At 72.5% G+C, this 14,443-nt stretch carries 14 protein-coding genes and 1 other RNA gene; 10 read left to right on the top strand and 5 right to left on the bottom strand.

From position 1 onward, the window contains the following. Nucleotides 1-15 precede the first annotated feature (15 nt). A complete protein-coding gene (locus ACO06A_RS21040; protein WP_421734121.1) occupies nucleotides 16-1,197 on the top strand; it encodes an AI-2E family transporter in 1,182 nt (393 codons plus the stop codon). Here the strand turns inward: ACO06A_RS21040 and ACO06A_RS21045 are convergent. Both ACO06A_RS21045 and glnA read right to left on the bottom strand, forming a co-directional pair. Continuing rightward, the gene (locus ACO06A_RS21045) at nucleotides 1,188-4,226 is read right to left on the bottom strand and encodes a bifunctional [glutamine synthetase] adenylyltransferase/[glutamine synthetase]-adenylyl-L-tyrosine phosphorylase (protein WP_421734122.1); all 3,039 of its coding nucleotides are present in this window, start codon (nucleotides 4,224-4,226) and stop codon (nucleotides 1,188-1,190) included. The two genes, ACO06A_RS21040 and ACO06A_RS21045, sit on opposite strands and share 10 nt — an antisense overlap. Then, a complete protein-coding gene (gene glnA / locus ACO06A_RS21050) occupies nucleotides 4,223-5,560 on the bottom strand; it encodes a type I glutamate--ammonia ligase (RefSeq protein ID WP_421734123.1) in 1,338 nt (445 codons plus the stop codon). Before glnA ends, ACO06A_RS21045 begins: the two co-directional genes overlap by 4 nt. A 93-nt stretch (nucleotides 5,561-5,653) precedes the next feature. Between glnA and ACO06A_RS21055 the strand changes: the two genes are divergently transcribed. Genes ACO06A_RS21055 through ACO06A_RS21065 form a run of 3 tightly spaced genes read left to right on the top strand, consistent with a single transcriptional unit; the run spans nucleotide 5,654 to nucleotide 9,143 of the window. Continuing rightward, nucleotides 5,654-7,339: an NAD+ synthase gene (locus ACO06A_RS21055; protein ID WP_421734124.1), complete on the top strand. Its 1,686-nt coding sequence runs from the start codon at nucleotides 5,654-5,656 to the stop codon at nucleotides 7,337-7,339. A gap of 23 nt (nucleotides 7,340-7,362) precedes the next feature. After that, nucleotides 7,363-8,175, top strand: a complete 813-nt coding sequence (panB, locus tag ACO06A_RS21060; protein ID WP_421734125.1) for a 3-methyl-2-oxobutanoate hydroxymethyltransferase — start codon at nucleotides 7,363-7,365, stop codon at nucleotides 8,173-8,175. Then, nucleotides 8,172-9,143 (top strand): endonuclease/exonuclease/phosphatase family protein, encoded by a 972-nt coding sequence (locus tag ACO06A_RS21065; protein WP_421734126.1) that lies wholly within the window; start codon nucleotides 8,172-8,174, stop codon nucleotides 9,141-9,143. Before panB ends, ACO06A_RS21065 begins: the two co-directional genes overlap by 4 nt. Nucleotides 9,144-9,147: 4 nt before the next feature. On the opposite strand, the gene ACO06A_RS21070 is transcribed toward ACO06A_RS21065, so the two are convergent. Then, nucleotides 9,148-9,321 (bottom strand): SPOR domain-containing protein, encoded by a 174-nt coding sequence (locus ACO06A_RS21070; protein ID WP_175346055.1) that lies wholly within the window; start codon nucleotides 9,319-9,321, stop codon nucleotides 9,148-9,150. Between the two features lie 79 nt (nucleotides 9,322-9,400). Between ACO06A_RS21070 and map the strand changes: the two genes are divergently transcribed. The 6 genes from map (at nucleotide 9,401) to ACO06A_RS21100 (ending at nucleotide 13,544) form a co-directional block, all read left to right on the top strand. Continuing rightward, a complete protein-coding gene (map, locus tag ACO06A_RS21075) occupies nucleotides 9,401-10,273 on the top strand; it encodes a type I methionyl aminopeptidase (RefSeq protein WP_421734127.1) in 873 nt (290 codons plus the stop codon). Further along, the gene (gene ppgK / locus ACO06A_RS21080) at nucleotides 10,270-11,055 is read left to right on the top strand and encodes a polyphosphate--glucose phosphotransferase (protein WP_421734128.1); all 786 of its coding nucleotides are present in this window, start codon (nucleotides 10,270-10,272) and stop codon (nucleotides 11,053-11,055) included. Before map ends, ppgK begins: the two co-directional genes overlap by 4 nt. Nucleotides 11,056-11,058: 3 nt before the next feature. After that, complete coding sequence (locus tag ACO06A_RS21085; RefSeq protein ID WP_421734129.1) at nucleotides 11,059-11,832, top strand: MBL fold metallo-hydrolase; 774 nt, start codon at nucleotides 11,059-11,061, stop codon at nucleotides 11,830-11,832. After that, nucleotides 11,829-12,137 (top strand): DUF6191 domain-containing protein, encoded by a 309-nt coding sequence (locus tag ACO06A_RS21090; protein WP_421734130.1) that lies wholly within the window; start codon nucleotides 11,829-11,831, stop codon nucleotides 12,135-12,137. The genes ACO06A_RS21085 and ACO06A_RS21090 overlap by 4 nt, the downstream gene beginning before the upstream one ends. 40 nt (nucleotides 12,138-12,177) lie before the next feature. Continuing rightward, entirely contained in the window at nucleotides 12,178-12,588 is a 411-nt protein-coding gene (locus ACO06A_RS21095; protein WP_421734131.1) for a VOC family protein, read from the top strand. Nucleotides 12,589-12,659: 71 nt separating this feature from the next. After that, nucleotides 12,660-13,544 (top strand): hypothetical protein, encoded by an 885-nt coding sequence (locus ACO06A_RS21100; RefSeq protein ID WP_421734132.1) that lies wholly within the window; start codon nucleotides 12,660-12,662, stop codon nucleotides 13,542-13,544. Here the strand turns inward: ACO06A_RS21100 and ACO06A_RS21105 are convergent. Both ACO06A_RS21105 and rnpB read right to left on the bottom strand, forming a co-directional pair. Further along, nucleotides 13,537-13,986, bottom strand: a complete 450-nt coding sequence (locus ACO06A_RS21105) for a GatB/YqeY domain-containing protein (RefSeq protein WP_421734133.1) — start codon at nucleotides 13,984-13,986, stop codon at nucleotides 13,537-13,539. The two genes, ACO06A_RS21100 and ACO06A_RS21105, sit on opposite strands and share 8 nt — an antisense overlap. 52 nt (nucleotides 13,987-14,038) lie before the next feature. Then, nucleotides 14,039-14,420, bottom strand: an RNA gene (rnpB, locus tag ACO06A_RS21110) — RNase P RNA component class A. Between the last annotated feature and the right edge of the window lie 23 nt (nucleotides 14,421-14,443).

A 14,443-nucleotide genomic window follows, 5' to 3' on the forward strand; every position in this document is an offset into this window, starting at 1 on the left:
CTCCGGGAACCCTCGATGCCGAACCGACCCGCCGCCGGACCCGTGGTCCTGGCCCCCTCGGATCCCCGCAAGCCGCCGCTCTGGTTGCCCCGCGCACTCGTCATGACCGCGGTCGCGGTGTTCATCGGCGTGGCCGCCTGGAGGGCGCTCGGCCTGCTCGGCAACGTCATCTTCATCGTCGTCATCTCGTGGTTCCTGTCGCTCGCGATGGAACCCCTGATCCGCTGGCTCGTCGCGCACGGCGTCCGGCGGACGCGCGCCACCGGCTTGGTCATGGTCGGCGCACTGGTCGCGACCGGTGTGGTGATCGCCCTGTTCGGCGGCCTGTTCATCACCCAGGTCGTCGAGCTCGTCCAGTCGCTGCCCGAGTACTACGCCCGGCTGGCCATCTGGGTCGACCAGTCGTTCGGCTTCGACCTCCCGGAGGTGGACGAGCTCCTCATCAACCTCGGGAGCCACTGGCAGGAGCTCGCACCCGGGCTGCTCGGCATCGGCTCCTCCATCATCGGCGGACTGTTCACGTTCACGTCCGTGCTCCTGGTCGTCTACTACATGGCCAGCGCGGGCCCGCGGTTCCGCGCAGCGATCTGCCAGCTGCTGGCCCCCGCCAGGCAGCGCGAGATCCTGCGCATCTGGGAGGTCTCGCAGGAGAAGGTCGCCGACTTCATCAACTCGCGCATCGTGCTCGCGGCGCTCTCGACGGCGTTCACCTTCATCTTCCTGAGCATCCTCGACATCCCGTACGCGCTACCCCTCGCCGCCTTCACCGGGATCGTCTCGCAGTTCGTGCCCACGATCGGCACCTACATCGGTGGCGCGCTCCCGATCGCGGTCGCGCTCGCCGTCGACCCCGTCAAGGGTCTGCTCACGCTGGCGTTCATCGTCGGGTACCAGCAGGTCGAGAACCTGCTCTTCTCCCCCAAGGTCTCGGCCCACTCGCTCGAGATCAACCCCGCCGTGTCCTTCCTCGGGGTCATCGGCTTCGGCGCCGTGTTCGGGCCGATCGGGGCGTTCCTGGCGCTCCCGGTCGTCGCGACGATCCAGGCCGTCTCGTTCACCTACCTGCGGCGCCACGACCTGGTGGACGACGAGCTCCTCAAGGAGGACGAACAGGCGGTCCGCCGGGAGCGCGGCTGGGTCGACGTGCCCGACACGGAGCGGGAGAAGCCGGTGGACGGACCGGCCGATCAGCCGTAGAAGACGCGCTCCACGACCGCGCGTGCCCGCCGGGCCGTGCGCAGGTAGTCCTGCTCGAGCTCGCCGCCGGAACCCGCCGGGTAGCCGACCACCCGGGCCAGCCCCGCGAGCGCCTGCCTGTCGTGCGGCAGCACGTCCGCGTGCGCTCCGCCCCGGCCGTTCCAGAGCACGTTGGCGTCCCGCAGCCGGGAGGCCAGGAGCCACGCCTCGGCGAGCACGCGCCCGTCCTCGGCGTCGAGCAGGCCCGCGGCGGACGCGGCCTCGAGCGCCGCGAGCGTGGCCGTCGTGCGCAGCGCCGGCACCTCGTGCGCGTGCTGGAGCTGGAGCAGCTGCGCGGTCCACTCGACGTCCGAGATCCCGCCGCGCCCGAGCTTCAGGTGCCGGGCCGGCTCCACGCCGCGCGGGAGGCGCTCGGCCTCGACGCGTGCCTTGATGCGGCGGACCTCTCGCTCGGCAGCGGGGTCCAGGCCGCCGGCCGGGTAGCGCATCGGGTCGATCAGCCGCACGAAACGCTCCCCGAGGCCCGCATCGCCGGCGACCGGGCGCGCACGGAGCAGCGCCTGGCTCTCCCAGGTGGCGGACCAGCGGCCGTAGTACTCCGCGTACGCGTCGAACGACCGGACCAGGGGGCCGTTGCGGCCCTCCGGGCGCAGGTCGGCGTCGACCTCGAGGGTCGGCTCGGGCCCGACCGCCCCCAGCAGGGTGCGGAGCCTCGAGGCCACCTGCAGCGCGAACTCCTGCGCCTGGACCGGATCGGCGCCTTCGGCAGGGTCGTGCACGAACAGCACGTCGGCGTCCGACGAGTAGCCCATCTCCCCGCCGCCCCACCGGCCCATGGCCACCACGAGCAGCCGGGTCGGGCTCGCGTCGAGGCCGCGCTCGGCGCGGACCACGGTCTCGGCGACCCGCAGGGCCCCCACGAGCACGACGTCGGCGGCGACGCTGAGGCTCTGCGACGCCCGCTGCCCGGTCACCACGCCCAGCACGTCCGCGGCGGCGGTGCGGGCCAGCTCGCGCCGGCGCAGCCCGCGCAGGGCCGTCACCGCGGACACCGCCTCGTCGGAGCGCGTGAGGATCGCGTCGGCCTCGGCGGTGAGCCGCGCGAACGTGCGCGGGACCAGGTCGGCGTCGTCGGCGAGCCAGGTGACCGACTCGGGGCTCTTGGTGAGTGCGTCGGCCACGTAGCGGGACGTGGACAGCACGGTCGCGAGCCGGCGGGCAGCAGTGCCCGAGTCCCGGAGCAGCTTGAGGTACCAGTGGGTGGCGCCCAGCTCGTCGGACAGACGCCGGAACGCCAGCAGACCGCCGTCGGGGTCCGCGCCGTCCGCGAACCAGCCGAGCATGACGGGGAGCAGCTGCCGCTGGATCGACGCGCGGCGGGAGACGCCCTCGGTGAGCGCGGCGATGTGCCGCATGGCGCCGGCGGGGTCGGTGTAGCCGATGGCGGCCAGCCGTGCCTTGGCCGCCTCCGGCGCCAGGCTCGCCTCCGCGGTGGACAGCTGGGCGGTCGCGGGCAGCAGCGGTCGGTAGAAGAGCTCCTCGTGCAGCCCGCGGACCTCGCGCCGCGTCGAGCGCCACCGCTCGGTCAGCCCGGCGGCACCCTCCGCGCGCATCCCCACCGAACGCGCCAGCCGCCGCAGGTCCGGCTCCGAGGTGGGCATGAGGTGCGTGCGGCGCAGCCGGTAGAGCTGGATCCGGTGCTCCAGGACACGGAGCAGGCGGTAGCAGACGGCCAGCTGCGCGGCGTGCGAGCGGCCGACGTACCCGCCCGCGGCGAGTGCGGCGAGCGCGGTCAGGGTGCTGGGGCTGCGGATCGACTCGTCCGCGCGCCCGTGCACCAGCTGGAGGAGCTGCACGGTGAACTCGACGTCGCGCAGGCCGCCGACCCCGAGCTTGAGCTGGCGGTCGGCCTCCGCGGCGGGCACGTGGCTCTCCACCCGCCGCCGCATCGCCTGCGAGTCCTCGACGAAGTGCTCGCGCGTCACCGCCCCCCAGACGAACGGCTGCGTCATCTCGACGTACTCGTCCCCGAGCGCCTGGTCGCCGGCCAGCGGCCGCGCCTTGAGCAGCGCCTGGAACTCCCACGTCTTGGCCCAGCGCTCGTAGTACGCCTTGTGGCTGGCGATCGTGCGGACCAGCGGCCCGTCCTTGCCCTCGGGGCGCAGCGCGGCGTCGACCGGCCAGAGCGCGGGCTCGGCCGACGGCGTCGAGCACGCACGCGCGAGCCCCGCGGCCAACCGGGAGCCCGCCGCGAGCGCCTCGGCCTCGTCGACCCCGTCCACCGGCTCGGCGACGTAGATGACGTCGACGTCGCTCACGTAGTTGAGCTCGCGGCCCCCGCCCTTGCCCATGCCGATGACCGCGAGGCGGACACCGAGCCCCTGGTCGTCCAGATCCGCTCGCGCCAGCGCGAGCGCCGCCTCGAGGGCGGCACCGGCCAGGTCGGCCAGCGCGGCGGCCACGCCCGGCAGCCGGCTCAGGGGGTCCGGGCTGGTGAGGTCGGTCGCCGCGATCCGCAGCAGCCGCGTGCGGTAGGCCAGCCGCATCGCGTCGGTGCCCGCCGCACCGGCGAGCCCGGCCACGGGAACGTCGGCGGCGGCATCGGCCCTCACAGCCGCCAGGAGCTCGGCCCGGACCGAGTCGACGGGCACCCCCGTCCCCGACGACTCGTCGACGAGGACGCGCAGGTTCTCCGGGTGGGCCACGAGGAAGTCGCCGAGCGCGACCGACGCACCGACGACCGCGAGCAGCCGTGCGCGGGCCGGACCGTCCTCCTCGAGGACGGTGCGCAGGACGCCGATCAGATCGGGGCGACCGACCACCGCCCCGGCCAGCTTGGCTACCGTCAGCAGAGCCTGGTCCGGGTCCGCGACGTCCGCGAGTGGCGCGATGAGCACGTCGGCGGGCGCGTCGAGCACGCGTCGCAGAGCTGCGTCCGCCAGGAGCCGCTCTGCGCGCGCGGCATCCGACACCCCCGCGCGCGTCAGCCTGCCGGCGAGGGTGGACCCGCGTCCGTCGGGCGAGCTCACAGGACCGGCAGGAACCGCCGCAGCTCGTACGGCGTCACCTGCGAGCGGTACTCCTCCCACTCCTGGCGCTTGTTGCGCAGGAAGTAGTCGAAGACGTGCTCGCCCAACGTCTCGGCGACGAGCTCGGACTTCTCCATGATCGAGATCGCCGCGTCGAGCGACGTCGGCAGCGGCTCGATGCCCAGCGCACGGCGCTCGGCGTCGGTGAGCTCCCAGACGTCGTCCTCGGCACCCTCGGGCAGCTCGTAGCCCTCCTCGACACCCTTGAGGCCTGCCGTCAGCAGCAGCGCGTACGCGAGGTACGGGTTGGTGGCGGAGTCGACCGCGCGGTACTCGATGCGGCTCGAGTTGCCCTTGCCGGGCTTGTACATGGGCACCCGCACCAGCGCGGACCGGTTGTTGTGACCCCAGCAGATGTAGCTCGGCGCCTCGGCGCCGCCCCACAGCCGCTTGTACGAGTTCACGAACTGGTTGGTCACCGCGGTGATCTCCGCGGCGTGCCGCAGCAGGCCCGCGATGAACGAGCGCGCCGTCTTGGACAGCTCCAGGTGGCCGCCGGCCTCGTGGAACGCGTTGCGGTCGCCCTGGAACAGGGAGAGGTGGGTGTGCATGCCGGAGCCGGGCTGGTCGGCCAGCGGCTTGGGCATGAAGCTGGCGAAGACGCCCTGCTCGAGCGCCACCTCCTTGACCACGGTGCGGAACGTCATGATGTTGTCCGCGGTGGTCAGGGCGTCGGCGTAGCGCAGGTCGATCTCGTTCTGGCCCGGTCCGGCCTCGTGGTGGGAGAACTCCACCGAGATGCCCATCGACTCGAGCATCGTGATCGCGGCGCGGCGGAAGTCGTGCGCGGTGCCGCGCGGCACGTGGTCGAAGTACCCACCCTGGTCCACCGGGACCAGCGGCAGGGCCGGGTCCGCGGGCGCGTCGAACAGGTAGAACTCGACCTCGGGGTGCGTGTAGAAGGTGAACCCCTGGTCGGCCGCCTTGGACAGCGCGCGCTTGAGCACGGTGCGGGAGTCCGCCAGCGACGGCTCGCCGTCGGGCGTCAGGAGGTCGCAGAACATCCGGGCGGTCCCGTGCCGCTCCCCCCGCCAGGGCAGGATCTGGAACGTCGAGGGGTCGGGCTTGGCGATCATGTCCGCCTCGTACACCCGGGTCAGGCCCTCGATGGCGCTGCCGTCGAAGCCGATCCCCTCCGAGAAGGCGGCCTCGAGCTCGGCGGGGGCTACCGCCACCGACTTCAGGATCCCGAGCACGTCGGTGAACCAGAGACGGATGAAGCGGATGTCCCGCTCCTCGACCGTGCGGAGCACGAACTCCTGCTGCCTGTCCATGCGGTACATCCTGCCTGATGAACCGCACTGCGCAGCGTCAGTGTCCGGGGTGCGTCGGCCCCGGGTCTCGGAACCGGTGGTTAGGCTCGGCCCATGCCTCATCCCCGCATCGCCCTCGCGCAGATCGACACGCGTGTGGGGGACGTCGACGCCAACGCCCGGACCGTCCTCGACTGGTCCCGGACGGCCGCGCAGGCCGGCGCCCACCTGGTCGTCTTCCCCGAGATGACGCTCACCGGCTACCCCATCGAGGACCTCGCGCTGCGTGCCTCGTTCCGCCGCGGTGCCGAGGCAGCGCTCCAGCGCACGGCGACCGCCCTGGCGGACGAGGGACTCGGTGACCTGGCGGTGCTCGTCGGCACCGTCGGGGAGAAGCTGGTGACGCCGGTGCACGAACCCGGTGCGCCCGAGGGGCCCCGGCGCCCCACCAACCAGGCGGTCCTGCTCCAGCACGGCAAGGTGCAGGTCCGGTACGACAAGCACCACCTGCCCAACTACGGCGTGTTCGACGAGTACCGGATCTTCGCGTCGGGCGACGACGTGTGCGTGATCGACGTGCTGGGCCGCCGGGTGGGCGTCGTCATCTGCGAGGACATCTGGCAGGACGGCGGACCGGTCTCGCAGATGGACGAGAACGAGGTCTCCCTGCTGGTGGTCCTCAACGCATCGCCGTACGAGGAGGGCAAGGGGTACCAGCGCGTCGAGCTCGCCGCGCGACGGGCGCACGAGGTCGAGGCGCCGGTCGCGTACGTGAACCTGGTCGGCGCGCAGGACGACCTCGTGTTCGACGGTGGCTCGTTCGTCATCGCGACCGACGGCACCGTCCTGGCGCGCGCCCCGCAGTTCGTGGAGAACCTGCTGGTGTGGGACCTGCTCGGCGACGACGACGCTCCCGCCCGGGGCACGGTCGCGCCGCCGCTGGCCCCCGACGAAGAGGTCTACCGCGCGCTGGTCACCGGCCTGCGCGGCTACGTGAGGAAGAACGGCTTCACGTCCGTGGTGTTCGGGATGTCCGGGGGTATCGACTCCGCGCTGGTGGCGGCGATCTCCGCCGACGCCATCGGGGGCGAGAACGTGGTCGGCGTGTCCATGCCGTCGGTGTACTCCTCGGAGCACAGCAAGGACGACGCGGCGGACCTGGCCAAGCGGATCGGGGCGGACTACCGGGTCCAGCCGATCTCCCCGATGGTCGACGCCTTCGAGAACGAGCTGTCCCTGGACGGCCTCGCGGCCGAGAACCTCCAGGCCCGGGTGCGTGGCGTCATCCTCATGGCGCTGTCCAACTCCGAGGGCCACCTGGTCCTGGCGCCCGGCAACAAGACCGAGCTCGCGGTCGGGTACTCGACGATCTACGGCGACGCCGTCGGTGGCTTCGCCCCCATCAAGGACATCGACAAGTCGCGTGTCTGGGCGCTGGCCCGCTGGCGCAACGACGCCGCCCGCGACGGGGTCTTCGGCCCCGACGAGCTGCCGCCGATCCCCGAGTCGTCGATCACCAAGCCGCCGTCCGCCGAGCTGCGTCCCGGCCAGGTGGACCAGGACTCGCTCCCGCCGTACGAGCTCCTCGACGAGGTCCTCGACGCCTACGTGGAGAACGCCGAGGGTCGCGCGGAGCTCCTCGCCCGGGGGTTCGACCCCGCCGTCGTCGACAAGGTCCTCGCCCTCGTGGACCGGGCGGAGTGGAAGCGTCGCCAGTACCCGCCGGGCACCAAGGTGACCGCGCTGGCGTTCGGCCGGGATCGTCGCCTCCCGATCACCACCCGCTGGCGCGAGCCGTGACCACCCCGACAGGAGCACCACGAATGACCCAGACCCCGAAGCGCGTCCGCGTGCACCACCTGCGCGAGGCCAAGGAGCGCGGCGAGCGGCTGACGATGCTCACGGCCTACGACGCCGTGACCGCGCACATCTTCGACGAGGCCGGCATCGACATGCTGCTGGTCGGCGACTCGATCGGGAACACCATGCACGGTCACACGACGACCCTGCCGGTCACGGTGGACGACCTGATCCCCCCGGCACGCGCCGTCGCGCGGGCAGCCAAGCGGGCGTTCGTCGTCGCCGACCTGCCGTTCGGCTCGTACGAGGCGGGACCCGCGCAGGCGCTGGAGACCGCCGTGCGGATGATGAAGGAGACCGGCGTCGCCGCCGTGAAGTTCGAGGGCGGCAAGCGGGTCGTCCCCCAGATCAAGGCGTTGACCGACGCCGGCATCCCTGTGGTCGCGCACCTCGGCTACACGCCGCAGTCGGAGAACCTGCTGGGTGGACCGCGCGTGCAGGGCCGCGGCGACCTCGCCGCCGAGCTGCTGTGCGAGGACGCCGTGGCCATCGCCGAGGCCGGCGCCGTCGCCGTGGTGCTGGAGATGGTGCCGGCACCGGTGGCTGCGCGGGTCACGGAGATCCTCCAGATCCCGACCATCGGGATCGGCGCCGGCTCGACCTGCGACGGGCAGGTGCTCGTGTGGGTGGACATGGCCGGCATGACGGACTGGTCGCCTCGGTTCGCCAAGCGGTTCGGCGAGGTCGGGGCCGCCCTCAGGGCCGCGGCGGTCGCCTACGCCGACGAGGTGCGCGGCGGAACGTTCCCGGACCCGGACCACCAGTTCGACGCGTGACGGCAGCGGCTCGGGTCCTCGTCTGGACGGTCGCGGTCGCCGTGCTCGGCGTGCTCGTGGCGCTGGCGGTGCCCGTGGCGTCCGGCACGTACCTCGTCGCGCAGGTGGTGTCGTTCCGCGCGGTGCTCGGCCTCGGGTCCGCGGTGCTCGCTGTCGCGCTCCTGGCCGTCCCCGCGACGAGGCGTCGGCTGCTGCCCCTGGCGGTCGCCCTGATCGTGGGCGCCGCGGCGCAGGGGGCCGTGCTCGCGGCCCGCTCGACACCGCAGCACGCCGACGCGGCGGGTTCGGGCGACCAGGTCGTCGTGCTCTCGTTCAACACCCTGAGCACCGTGGATCCCGCCGTGCTGGCCGATCTGGCGCTGGAGCACCACGCGGACGTGGTGGTGCTCCCCGAGACCTCCGGCTACACCGCCCGCATGACGGCCAAGCGGATGGCCGCAGCCGGGCAGCCGATGCAGCGGCTCACCGCGGCAGGGCACTCGTCCTTCGTCGCCGGCACCGCGCTGCTGGTCTCGGAGCGTGTCGGCACCTACCCGGCGTCCGTCTCGCTCCCCACCCGGCTGGGGTCGCTGCGCGCGGACCCGGGCGACCCGGCCGGGTCGCCCGTGATCGTCGCGGCCCACCCCATCGCGCCGATCAGCCGTGGCGCCATGCCGACCTGGCGCACGGAGACCGCTCTGGTCGCGGACCTGTGCGGCTCGACGCCCGGCGTGATCGTCGCGGGCGACCTCAACTCGACGCTGGACCACCCCGGCCTCCAGGACCTGGGACCGTGCATCGACGCGGCGCGCGCGTCCGGTGCTGCGGCGCTCGGCACGTGGCCCGCGTCCGCACCGAGGTTCCTGGCCGCACCGATCGACCACGTGCTGGTCGACGGCCGCGCCTGGCGGGTGGTCGGCTTCCAGGTCCTGGAGCGCACCGGTGGGAGCGACCACCGCCCGATCCTCGCGACGCTCGAGCGCCGCTGACGGGTCAGGCCTGCTGCTCGTCCTCGCTGTCCCAGTCCTGGTTGCGCTTGCGCGCCTTCTCCAGCGCGTGCGTCGCCTCGTCCCGCGTCGCGTACGGGCCCATCAGCTTGGTCCAGTCGCTCTGCCGGCCCTCCTCGACCTCGTGGGTCTCGATGTTGAACCAGAAGTTGCCCGCCATGTCGCTCTCCCTTCGCCGGGGCACCGACGGGACCGGCCCTGACCGGCCTCGATGCCCTCCTGTCCGTAGACTGCCAGGTATGTCGCCCGTGCACGCGCCAAGATCCGCCCTGGTCCCGGGCACGGTGAGCCCACGTCGAGACGTCCCGTCGTCCATCGCCCGCCCGGAGTACGTCGGCCGGCTGGGCCCCGCGCACTGGACCGGCAGCAACGTCCTGGACCCCGAGATGATCGAGCGCGTCCGGGTGGCCGCCCGGCTCGCGGCGCAGGCCCTCGAGCTGGTCGGCCGCCACGTCTCGCCCGGCGTCACCACCGACGAGCTGGACGCGATCGGGCACGAGTTCCTGGTCGACCACGGCGCCTACCCGTCGACGCTCGGCTACCGCGGCTTCCCCAAGTCGCTGTGCACCTCGGTCAACGAGGTCATCTGCCACGGCATCCCGGACTCGACGGTGATCGAGGACGGCGACATCGTGAACATCGACGTCACGGCCTACATCGGTGGCGTGCACGGCGACAACAACGCGACGTTCCTGGCGGGCGACGTCGACGAGGAGTCGCGGCTGCTGGTCGAGCGCACGCAGGAGGCGCTCACCCGCGCGATCAAGGCCGTCGCGCCGGGCCGCGAGATCAACGTCGTCGGACGCGTCATCGAGAAGTACGCGGCGCGCTTCGGCTACGGGGTGGTCCGGGACTACACCGGGCACGGCGTCGGCCCCGCGTTCCACACCGGGCTGATCGTCCCGCACTACGACGCAGCCCCCGCGTACGACGCGATCATCGAGCCGGGCATGGTGTTCACCATCGAACCCATGCTCAACCTCGGTACCCCCGACTGGGTCATGTGGGACGACGACTGGACCGTCCTCACGGCCGACGGGATGCGCAGCGCGCAGTTCGAGCACACCCTGCTGGTCACCGACACCGGAGCGGAGATCCTGACCCTGCCATGAGCGACCACAAGCACAAGAAGGACACTGAGAGCCGAGCGACCGCGTTCGGCATCGACATCGGCGGGAGCGGGATCAAGGGTGCCCCGGTCTCGCTGTCGGACGGCGAGTTCGCTGCCGACCGCAAGCGGATACCGACGCCGCAGCCCTCGACCCCTGACGCGGTCGCCGCGACGGTGGCCAAGGTGGTGGACTCGTTCGACCTGGGCAAGGACGTGCCGATCGGGGTGACGTTCCCGGCGGTGATCCTGCACGGCGTCGCGCAGTCCGCGGCGAACGTCGACAAGTCATGGATCGGCACCAACGTCGAGAAGGCGGTGCAGCACGCCACCGGGCGCAAGGTGCTGGCGGTCAACGACGCCGACGCCGCGGGCTACGCCGAGGTCCTCTACGGGGCCGCGAAGGGCGTCGACGGCGTCGTCCTGGTGGTCACCCTCGGCACCGGCATCGGGTCCGCGCTGATCGTCGACGGGCACCTCGTCCCGAACACGGAGCTCGGGCACCTGGAGATCGACGGGTTCGACGCGGAGTCGCGGGCCGCCGAGAGCGTGCGCGACCGCGAGGGCCTGGACTGGGCCGGGTGGGCCGAGCGCCTGCAGCGGTACTTCACCGTCGTGGAGAACCTGTTCTGGCCCGACCTCATCGTGGTCGGCGGTGGCGTGAGCAAGCACCACTCCGACTTCCTGCCGCTGCTGGACCTGCGCACGAAGATCGTGCCGGCCGAGCTGCGCAACGCGGCCGGGATCGTCGGCGCGGCGGCGCTCGCTGCCGAGTCGCGCGGCTGACCCGTGCGCGACCTCGTCGAGGTCGCGCCGGGCGTCCACGTGGCGACGAGCGCCGTCTACACGACGACCTCGACGCTCCTCGTCGGCGACGACGGCACCTGCCTCCTGGTCGACCCCGCGGTCACCGCGCGCGAGGTCGACGAGCTCGCCCTGCTGATCCGCGACCGCGGCTGGACCCCGGTCGCCGTGTGGTCGACGCACGCGCACTGGGACCACGTCCTGGACGGTCCGGCTCTGGCCCACCTGCCTCGCTGGGCGGACGGTGCGGCGGCCACGGACCGCGAGACCCTCGCCGCGGAGCGCGACGCCGACGACGAGCTCGCCCGGGTCGGCGAGGCCCCGGCACCGATCGCCGCGCCCGCCACCGCCTACCCGCGGCGCTCGCCCGGCGTGCTCGACTGGCCGGGCCGGACCGTCCACGTCCTCACGCACGCGGCGCACGCCCGCCCGCACTCGGCGCTGCTCGTCCCGGACGTCGGCGTCCTGGTGGCCGCAGACATGCTGTCGGACGTCGAGATCCCGCTGCTGGACCTGTCCTCGGACGACCCCGTCGGCGACTACCGGGCGGCCCTCGACCTGCTGGAGTCCGCGGGCGCGCAGGTCGTCGTCCCCGGGCACGGGCGCGTCGGGGGTCCCGACGAGCTCCGGCATCGACTCGCGGCCGACCGCGCGTACCTGTCGGCGCTCCTCGACGGCACCGAGGTCGACGACGACCGGCACGCGCTCCCCTGGGCGGCCGCCGCGCACGCCGCGCACCGGGCGGCGGTGGGACCATGAGCGGCATGGGATGGCTCGTCGGCGGAGGGATCGTCGCCCTCGTCCTGCTGCTCGTCGCGGTCGACCGGATGGTCGCGCGCGGCTGGTTCGACCGGCGCCGACCGCGCGAGCGCCCCACCACCGGCGGGGTGGCGGGCAGCGGAGCATTCGGGGCGCTGGTCGACGTGTTCCAGCCGAATCGCGAGTACCTCACGGCCGAGCAGGACCGTCAGCAGCTCGACATCAAGCAGACCGGTGACGCCGCCGGACGGCTCGACCTCGACTCCGGCGTCGTGCGCCTCGACCCGGATCTCGGGCGCGAATAGGTCTCGCGGGGTGTCGGTGGCGCCCTCTACTCTCCCGGGCATGGCACCTGTGGTCTCCCAGCTCACGATCGACTCCGCCGACCCGCACACCCTCGCCCGCTGGTGGCGCGAGGTCCTCGACTGGTCGTACGCCTGGGAGCCGGCGGACGACGACGACGAGATCGAGATCGCCCCGCCCGACGGCGGCGCGACCAACTGGCTGTTCCTCAAGGTCTCCGAGGTGAAGACGGCCAAGAACCGTCTGCATGTGGACCTGCGCCCACCCAACGGGTCGGACCAGGCCAGCGAGCTCGACCGGCTGCTCGGCCTGGGCGCCACCCGCGTCGACATCGGCCAGGGCGACGTGCCGTGGCACGTGCTGGCCGACCCCGAGGGCAACGAGTTCTGCCTGCTGCGCGGCACCCCGGACCAGGCGGCCGCCGCGCTCGCCGCGGAGACGTCCGGGACCTGACCGCTCCCCCGCACGGGTGACAGTTGCGTGTCGAGGTCGAAATCGGACGAATCGGTCGGTACCTTCCGGGGATGATCAGTGCCGTACTTCCGGTCCTGGGCGACGTCGCATGGCAGGACTGGGAGCAGTGGGCCCCGCTCGCACTCTCCGTCCTGACGCTCGTCGCCGCACTCGGCGCCTGGATCGTCGCGGGCAGAGCCGCCCGCCGGTCCAAGCGGCTGGCCGAGGCCACCCACAAGCAGACCAAGGTGTTCGACGAGCAGGTCGCGATCGCCCGGGAGGCGCTCGAGCTGGCGCGGCAGGAGGCGCAGAACGCGCGCACCTATGCCGACCGGCAGCGCCTGGACGCCGACCGCATGCGCCGGATGCTCGAGGAGGCCCGGCTCGACGAGCTCGCCCCGACGATCGTGGCCCGCGCCTTCCCGGAGGGTCCGGGCACCCCCGGCAAGCCCGCCCTCGAGTTCTGCCAGCTCACCGCGGGCGGTCAGGACCGGTGGCGCCTGCTCACAGAGCAGCTCCAGGTGGGGCGCGACGAGACGTACGCGTTCCGCACCGCGCTGACGATCTGGTTCGAGAACCTCTCCGACGGCGTCGCTCAGGTCAACATCGTCGAGCCCGCGGGTGGAGAGCTGGACCTGCTGCCCGGGCACCCGCTGGTGGTCCCCGCACGGGAGTCGCGCAGCGTCACCTGGATGCGGCTGTGGACGTCACGCGACCTCGACAGCGACGCACGGATCCAGGACCCCGCCGCGTGGCTGTTCAACCTGACGTTCACCGTGACCGACCTCGGCGTGCACGTGCGTGACACCTACGCGTTCGACGGCGACCTGCGGTTCTTCGACCGGGACGGCTCGTGGCTCGTCGTCATGCCCGAGCCGCCCCTGCCGTGGACCTCCGACGTCGCGTCGATGCTGTCCGGCCGCGCCTACGAGTCCCTGCCCGCATCCGTCAGCTGAGCGCCGCACGCACCAGCGTGGACAGCTTCTTGCCGTCCGCGGACGCACCTGCTCGCGCGGTCGCCTCCTTCATGACCGCGCCCATGTCCCGCACCGTGGTGGCGCCGACGTCGGCGATCACCGCGCTGACCAGGGCCGCGAGCTCGTCGTCGGACAGCTGCGCGGGCAGGTACGTCTCGATGAGGTCGGCCTCTGCGGTCTCCGTGGCGGCCCGCTCGGGTGCGTGGGCGTCGGTGTAGATCTGGGCGGAGTCGCGGCGCTTCTTGACCTCGCGCGCGAGGATCTTCAGCACCTCGTCGTCCGACAGCTCCTTCTCGACGCTACCTGCCTTGGCCTCGAACCGGACGGCTCCGATGATCTGGCGCAGGATGCCGGTGCGCTCGGTGTCGCGGGCCTTCATGGCGGTGGTCAGGTCGGACGTCAGCTGGTCGAGGGTGCTCATGGGAGCCATCGTGCCTCGTCACGCCCTGACGGCGCAGTCGGATACTGCGGAACGGATGAGTCAGTCGATACGCCGGGTTCTGTCCTCGCACGCGGTTGCCCGCACTGCGCGAGTGGCGGCCATCCCTCTACGACGTACGTTGCCGCACGCCTCCAGCGGCCTACCCGGGAGCTCGGGCGAGCAGCCCTCGAACGCTCCCTGTCTGACCTTGCTCCGGGTGGGGTTTACCTAGCCGCACCGGTCGCCCGGCACGCTGGTGGTCTCTTACACCACCGTTTCACCCTTACCCGACCGGCGGACCGGTCGGGCGGTCTGTTCTCTGTGGCACTGTCCCGCGGGTCACCCCGGGTGGGTGTTACCCACCACCCTGCTCTGCGGAGCCCGGACGTTCCTCGGCGAGCCCGAGGGCTCGACGCGGCCGCCTGACTGACTCATCCGCGCCCACAGCCTAGCCGTC

The sequence above is a fragment of the Cellulomonas sp. genome (assembly GCF_965229465.1).
Classification (GTDB): domain Bacteria; phylum Actinomycetota; class Actinomycetes; order Actinomycetales; family Cellulomonadaceae; genus Cellulomonas.

Coding starts and splice junctions, on each gene's coding strand:
- ACO06A_RS21070 (WP_175346055.1), bottom strand. CDS start 9,321: ATGGCGGGCAACTTCTGGTTCAACATCGAGACCCACGAGGTCGAGGAG.
- ACO06A_RS21095 (WP_421734131.1), top strand. CDS start 12,178: ATGGCACCTGTGGTCTCCCAGCTCACGATCGACTCCGCCGACCCGCAC.
- ACO06A_RS21100 (WP_421734132.1), top strand. CDS start 12,660: ATGATCAGTGCCGTACTTCCGGTCCTGGGCGACGTCGCATGGCAGGAC.
- ACO06A_RS21105 (WP_421734133.1), bottom strand. CDS start 13,986: ATGAGCACCCTCGACCAGCTGACGTCCGACCTGACCACCGCCATGAAG.
- panB (WP_421734125.1), top strand. CDS start 7,363: ATGACCCAGACCCCGAAGCGCGTCCGCGTGCACCACCTGCGCGAGGCC.
- ACO06A_RS21040 (WP_421734121.1), top strand. CDS start 16: ATGCCGAACCGACCCGCCGCCGGACCCGTGGTCCTGGCCCCCTCGGAT.
- ACO06A_RS21090 (WP_421734130.1), top strand. CDS start 11,829: ATGAGCGGCATGGGATGGCTCGTCGGCGGAGGGATCGTCGCCCTCGTC.
- ppgK (WP_421734128.1), top strand. CDS start 10,270: ATGAGCGACCACAAGCACAAGAAGGACACTGAGAGCCGAGCGACCGCG.
- ACO06A_RS21055 (WP_421734124.1), top strand. CDS start 5,654: ATGCCTCATCCCCGCATCGCCCTCGCGCAGATCGACACGCGTGTGGGG.
- map (WP_421734127.1), top strand. CDS start 9,401: ATGTCGCCCGTGCACGCGCCAAGATCCGCCCTGGTCCCGGGCACGGTG.
- glnA (WP_421734123.1), bottom strand. CDS start 5,560: ATGGACAGGCAGCAGGAGTTCGTGCTCCGCACGGTCGAGGAGCGGGAC.